This is a genomic window from Microcystis sp. LE19-131.1A (genome assembly GCF_027532015.1).
GTDB classification, from domain to species: Bacteria; Cyanobacteriota; Cyanobacteriia; order Cyanobacteriales; family Microcystaceae; genus Microcystis; species Microcystis ichthyoblabe_A.
On sequence record NZ_JAPZSS010000094.1, the window covers coordinates 1 to 6,494 of the forward strand.

Genomic DNA, 6,494 nt, shown 5'->3' on the forward strand with positions numbered 1-6,494 from the left:
AAACTTTTCTGACTTTTCTTCAGCCATTTATGAATGTTTGAATGATGCCCATCTGAAACATAAAAAAGAACTGGATTCTTTGCTGACTCTACGATTTCAGAAGTTTAATAAATCTCAGATTATGAACGTCTAAAGTATAGAATCAAGGCAAGGGAAGGAGTCAAGGAATGGGGAAAAGTCTTTTTCTACCCTTCATCCCGGGCCGCTGGGCAACCGCCCCACGCCATAATAGAATTGTTGCTTTGACGAGGAGAATAGCAATTTTGAACGCCAAAAAAACGGGAATTTTCTTGACAATTGCCCTAAGTTGTGCTTTAGCGGGGAAAGCGGCGATCGCTAATACTTCCCCTTTGGAGGGGACTCGATGGAAACTAAGGGGGTGGACAGCCGGAAGTTTGGTGAAAGAAACGGAAATTACTGCCGCTTTCCAGAAAAATATCCTCAGTGGTTCGGCCGGATGCAACCAGTATAATACTGGCTATCAAGTCAATGATGACACGCTTCAGATCAATCAAGCGATCGCTACTACCAAAAAAGCCTGTCCGGAACCGCAGATGAAACAAGAAAATCAATATCTTGCTGCCTTGCAAGGAGTGGAACAATTCCAAGTGACAGCTAAAGGCGATTTACAATTATTTTATCGTACTCCCGAAGGTTTAGGAATACTCACTTTTACCCCCGCACCAACCACTACGCGCACGGAAAAGACCATTTATATCCATTCTCGGAAACAACCCTGTAGCCAAGGCACAACCAAAGACTGTTTACAGATGCGAGAAAAACCCGAGGAAAACTGGAGATTGTTCCCTAATAGTATCGATGGATTTGATTATAAACCAGGATTTTTCTATCAAATTAAAGTTAGCGTTGAAACCGTCTCCAATCCAGCTACTAATCAAAATTCCGAAACATGGAAGCTATTAGAAGTTATTAGCCAAACCCCAGAAAAAGAGACTCCGCGAGCTTGGTTTGATCGACCGTTAACTAATTGGAATAAAGCCAAGTCCCCTATCCCCAAATCTCCCGTTAAAACCGTGATCGATAACCAGTGTCGTGAACAGGTTCGTCCGGCAATTACTGCCAATGATCAAGCACTTAATAAAGCAGGATGGTTACTCTACGGGGCCGTGCAAACCTATGGCAAAACTAGCGTTATTTCGGCTATGAGTGGAGTGGATGGAATGTGCCGACCAATGGGTTATCAAGACTTTGTTTTTGTCGATGGTAAATTCGCTGGCACTCTTTCCCCGCGACCGATGGATTCCCGCACTGATGGTGCATCTCAGAGAATTGTTTTACAAAATAGCGCTCGAATTATTGTGGTTTTTAATCGCTATAAAGATACGGATCCTCTCTGTTGTCCTTCCCAATTAAGTCGCGTTGTTTATCAAATTGAAACAGTCAGCGGAGTGCCAGTTGTTGTTCCCAAAGAAGCGGAAACAGAAGCAGTGAGAAATTAATTCAGTTATCAGTTATCAGTTATCAGTGAGATAGGGAGAAAAAGACTGGCAGCTAATAGCTTCCTTTTTTATTATATCTCCCGCAAAAGTGAGTTTTTAATCGCATTTTCCAGAAAAAGATCGCTTTTCTATTGCTAGAAAATAATCTATTTCTTTCCGCTTCTCCTGACTCGGAGAATACTGGCTTGGAGACTCCTCACTTAACGGAAGATTTTTAATTTATGCAGCAGGTTTAGTGATTAGGCACTGATACTAGATAAGTAGTTATAGAATTCTAATAACTCCTCATTAGTTAGCAGTAAACGGGACTTTTTGCCATAGGTAGAAATCAGGTATTCTCGACCTTTTTCTGTAGTCCAAGCTAATCGTTTCATCTCCACATCAATTTTAGTTTTAAGCACTGAATAATCGATTTCTTCGGGAATAACAACAACTGGTTCCGGTGCCGGGGGTTCTTCTTCAGTTAAACTCGCTTCTTCTGGCAATTCTGATAATAAGGAGTAATTATCGGTTTCCATTTCTAATAATAAAGGCTCTGGTTCCGGTAAAGGAATATCCTTAACTTGGGGTAATTCCAGTTCAATTTTAGCCGGGGGAATATCCTGAACTTGGGGTAATTCCGGTTCAATTTTAGCTTCAGGACGAGGTATTTCAGTGACTTTAGCCGTTTTAGTCGATTTTTTGGTACTAGGGACGGTTTTAGGTAAATCGGACGGTAGAGAAATATTATTGGGGCTGACTTTTTCCACAAGCTGGAGATCGGGGGTGTTTTCAGCCTCTAAAAGCAGTAAAGCTCGTTCTCTGGCTCTATCTTCGGCGATTTCCACCGTATCTGCCGCTGCTAAACCTGTAACGACCGTTTTTCCCTCAATTTCGATGATCGCTCTCACAATATACTTGCCGTGATCGATTTGAACTAACTCGCTAATCAGGGCAACTTGGGGGTAACGTTGGCGTAACTTTTGCAACATGGTGACTTTTTCGAGTTCTTTTGTACTTATACTAAAATACTCTATCGTAATTATGGAAAAATGTAGCAAGTTCTTGCTAGGATTAAAGATTAGATAAAATTTTCAGTCCTAGGATTAGCCTTGCCCACAGTAACAAGATTCTACTAGGCTGAAGCTTCTGCCAGCAAGATGAGCGATCGCCAAAAGGTTTGCCAGTGTTCGCTATTGGCTTATACTAACGAAGGCTTCGATAATTCTCAGGGTAGGTTCGGGTGTTCGATGCTTGGTCAGTTTACCTTCACTGTCACCACCAGCGATCGCAATTAGCCCGATGGAGATAATCTCTCGAGTCAATGGTTTAAATCAATCCTCTCATTATATAAGTATTTAAACTTAATTGTCCACCATTCCGTCAGTGTCTTGTAAGTAAGGATTATTGTTAGATGGACTTCTCGATCGCCACACTCCTCTCTCATCTTAGTGATGATAAATTAGCTACGGGTAAACTTCTCGAAAAAAAATTAGGCTGCGAAGACGATCCCGAAAGCTGCGAAAAATTGCAAGTGATTCTCGATGCTTTGGAACGTCTGGGAATGGTTGTCAAAGAACGGGGGCGCTATCGTCGTGTGATCGAGGAAAATATTGTAGAAGCAAAGCTGCGCTGTTCCAGTAAAGAATTTTGCTTTGCTATCCAAGATATCGAAGATGCTGATGACATCTACGTCTCGAAAAATCATCTCAGTAACGCTTGGAATGGCGATCGAGTTTTAGTCAAAATCATCCGCGAGGGAACCCGTCGTCGTTCCCCAGAAGGAGAGGTGAGATTAATTCTCGAACGAGCTAATCCTTCGCTTCTAGCGCAAGTAAAACAGGAAAATGAGCAGTTTGTGGCGGTTCCCCTCGATGATCGCCTGAAATTTACCCTTAATCTCCTCGAAAATGGTCAAAATCTCCTAGAAAACATCGATCACCTCGTTCATGTTTCCGTCCTCCGTTATCCCCTAGGGGAAATGCCTCCCATCGGTAAAGTTACTCGCGTTCTCGGTTCCACGGCCGAGGCCGCTGCCGACACGGATATCGTCTCCTGTAAACACGATCTACCCCATAATTTTCCGCCAGAAGCCCTCGAAATTGCCGATAATTTAGCGGATTTCTTCGATAGTGGCGAAAAAGAACAACTGCGAGATTTAACCCAACTCTTCACCTTTACCATCGAAGATGACACCCCTCTAGATTATCCCCCAATCATTGAAAATGCCTTTTCTTTAGAGAAAATCAACCAAAATCGCTGGCAAGTCGCCATTCATATCAGCGATGTCACCCGTTACATTGAACGGGGCGGATTATTGGATAAAGTTGCCAAAAAACGGGGAACAGCCGTCTATTTAGGCGAAAAAGTGCTGCCATTAGTCCCGGCTGCCCTTGCCAGTCGTTGTTCCCTGTCACCCCAAGAACAGCGCCCCGCTATTTCTATCCTCGTCACCCTCGATGACAAGGGGGAGCTAGTGGAGTACGAAATCACCCGCAGCCTCATCCAAGTGGATCAACATTTTACCTATCAACAGGTGCGCGATCTGCTCAGTGAAGAAGATAGCGCAGCTGCCCCCACCGATACCGTTGAAACCCTGAAAGATTTATTTTTCAGCGTTTGCCCCACCCTAAAATCCCAACGTCTGCAGCGGGGTAGTTTTGATATTCAATTAGACAAAATCTCTCCCTACAAAGACGAAGGACGGGGGGGGACTGTTCTCGCTTCTAATAATTTACCTGCCCGTTCTTTACTGACAGAAGTGGCAATTTTAGCCGGCAAAGTCGTCGCTGAACATTTACAGGCCTTAAAATTGCCCTGTATCTACTGTGGACAATCGGAACCAGATTGGGATGAATTGGAGGATTTACTCAAATTGGCCAATAATTTAGGGGCAGAATTAAATTTAACTGCCGAGGAGGAGATTAAACCCAATGACTATCAAAATCTCACCCGCACTTTTTCCGCTTCCACATCGGTGAAAGTCCTCAATTATCTGCTGCAAGAAACTCTCAAATTAGTTAGATATAGTAGTCATCCTCTGGCCCATTTTGGTTTGGCCTATCCTAGCAATTATACCCACTGTCTCTCACCCCTACAAAGATATGCAGATCTTTGGGTACAACGGGTGTTAAAAATCCTATTAACCGAGGGGAAAGATCGCCGCAGCAAAATCGTCAAAGTCGGGGTTAATTTGGGCAGTAATAGCTGTCATGGACAGATTCATTGGAATATTCTCCCAAGTCAAATTCAGGAGGAGTTGGAAGAAGAAAGCCATCTAATTGTTTCCCATCTCAATGATCGCTCAAAAATTGCTGAAGATGCCGAAAAAGACCTAGAAGGATTGAAAAAAGCCGAGAAAATGAAAGAAAGAATGGGTCAAGTTTTTCGCGGCTTAATTACTGGTGTACAATCCTATGGTTTCTTCGTGGAAATTTCCGATTTATTAGTGGAAGGGTTGGTCCATGTTTCTTCTCTCAAGGATGATTGGTACGAATATCGCGCTCGTCATAGCTGTTTGGTAGGACGGAAAAATCGCGTTGCCTATCGTCTCGGTGATGAGGTGGAAGTGGAGATAAAAGATGTAGACTATTATCGTCAGCAAATCGATCTAGTTACGGTTAGCGGTGGCAGTTCAGCAAGTTATGACGACTTAGAAGAAGATTAATTATGAATCAATTAACCACCGAAAAAATCGGGAAAACCCGCTTTATTCTGCCCTTTTTATGCGGTATTTTTCTCTTTTTAACTGGCTGTGTCCGTTACGATGTGGGCATTAATTTTCCCCACCAACACCACGGGGAAATTATTCAACATATCACCCTCGGACAACGCTTAACCAGTCTCAGTCAAACCGAAGCCACTAAATGGTTAAATAGTATCGAACAGAGGGCAAAATTACTTAAGGGGAAAACCGATCATATTTCCGAACGAGAAATAATTGTCACTATTCCCTTTAGTAATAGTCAGGAATTAGAGGAAAAATTCAATCAATTTTTTGATCCTAGTTCTTCCTTTAAAATCAAAAACTCTGCTAATACTGATGATATAAAGTTACTGCAACTGGATTCAAAACTGGCAGTTACAGAACAAGATTGGTTCTTTTTGACCCAGAAAAACTTAAAATTAACCGTTGATTTGCGGGCTTTGGGTGTACTTTCCGAACAGGGAAATATTATCATTAGCCCCGGTTCCTTAGTTGATATCGACTTCGCTTTAAAGACTCCCTTAGCTGGTCAAAATATTGAAGATGACTCAGGATTAAATCCCCCAGTAGAACAAGTTGACAATCAGTTAATTTGGCATTTAAAACCGGGAGAAATTAACACCATTGGCGCGGCTTTTTGGGTTCCTAACTATTTGGGTATCGGCACAATAATTATTGTTGTAATAACAGTTTTTGCCTATTACTTGAAATATAAACGCTTGCCTGGTGTATCCCCATCGACTTAAATTGAGAGTAACTATTCAGGCAGCAATTCTAAATTTGCCCTGTAGCAAGGCTTTTGGGAGTTAGTTCGCATAATACGGGGTGAAATTCAATGGGATGGCGAATTTCATTTGACGAGTCTTCGGGCTTTTGACGTGACAGTACACCCAAAGTTGCGCCAAAAATCCCCCTTTAAAATGTTCTTTAAATCCCTAAAAGGCTTGCTGTGTCTAAAACTGAGAATTGCTGCTATTCAGGTCTAGGGGTTGACAAAGAGAGAAAAATCAGCAGTGGGGATAAGAGAGACAAACCTATTCAAGGGGTGATGGACAGAGGCCAAAGCCTGACGCAAGAAAGTGCCAATTCAAAAATGAAAAGCATCAACCTCAAGAGTTGACAAAGAAAGGCTCATCAGTATGCGGCAGCCTAAAAAGATTGTATTGTAAAGTTTTGTAAAAAATATATGCAAATGACTGCAAACAACCGCTAATATGGTTAGTACAAGTTTACATTGCAGTTCACATGAAACTATCAGATTATGCTAAGAAAAAAGGGATCAGTTATGACACTGCTTGGAGAATGTGGAATCGAGGGCAGTTACAAGGAGAACGTCTTCCTACAGGAAC

The 6,494-nt window shown here is 42.3% G+C and carries 4 protein-coding genes and 2 pseudogenes; 5 read left to right on the plus strand and 1 reads right to left on the minus strand.

Annotated features, from left to right (window positions below):
* Together O9323_RS08195 and O9323_RS08200 are read left to right on the plus strand one after the other, a co-directional pair.
* Positions 1-133: pseudogene (locus tag O9323_RS08195) on the plus strand (IS630 family transposase); the annotation flags it as partial.
* 34 nt (positions 134-167) lie between these two features.
* Positions 168-1,460 carry a DUF4377 domain-containing protein gene (locus O9323_RS08200; protein ID WP_002752517.1) on the plus strand — a complete coding sequence of 431 codons (1,293 nt, stop codon included), beginning with the start codon at positions 168-170 and terminating at the stop codon, positions 1,458-1,460.
* A gap of 239 nt (positions 1,461-1,699) precedes the next feature.
* Here O9323_RS08200 and O9323_RS08205 read toward each other — a convergent pair whose 3' ends face one another.
* A complete protein-coding gene (locus O9323_RS08205; RefSeq protein ID WP_271937088.1) occupies positions 1,700-2,431 on the minus strand; it encodes a slr1353 family protein in 732 nt (243 codons plus the stop codon).
* 422 nt (positions 2,432-2,853) lie between these two features.
* Between O9323_RS08205 and O9323_RS08210 the strand changes: the two genes are divergently transcribed.
* From O9323_RS08210 to O9323_RS08220, 3 genes and pseudogenes are all read left to right on the plus strand, one after another.
* Positions 2,854-5,106 carry a ribonuclease R family protein gene (locus O9323_RS08210; protein WP_288124938.1) on the plus strand — a complete coding sequence of 751 codons (2,253 nt, stop codon included), beginning with the start codon at positions 2,854-2,856 and terminating at the stop codon, positions 5,104-5,106.
* 2 nt (positions 5,107-5,108) lie between these two features.
* Positions 5,109-5,891, plus strand: coding sequence for a DUF3153 domain-containing protein (locus tag O9323_RS08215; protein WP_002752520.1), 783 nt, complete (start codon positions 5,109-5,111; stop codon positions 5,889-5,891).
* Positions 5,892-6,390: 499 nt separating this feature from the next.
* Positions 6,391-6,494, plus strand: a pseudogene (locus O9323_RS08220) (IS607 family transposase); the annotation flags it as partial.

Bases quoted from the DNA above. Each gene is read 5' to 3' on its own strand.
- O9323_RS08215 (WP_002752520.1), top strand. From the start codon at position 5,109: ATGAATCAATTAACCACCGAAAAAATCGGGAAAACCCGCTTTATTCTG.
- O9323_RS08200 (WP_002752517.1), top strand. From the start codon at position 168: ATGGGGAAAAGTCTTTTTCTACCCTTCATCCCGGGCCGCTGGGCAACC.
- O9323_RS08210 (WP_288124938.1), top strand. From the start codon at position 2,854: ATGGACTTCTCGATCGCCACACTCCTCTCTCATCTTAGTGATGATAAA.
- O9323_RS08205 (WP_271937088.1), bottom strand. From the start codon at position 2,431: ATGTTGCAAAAGTTACGCCAACGTTACCCCCAAGTTGCCCTGATTAGC.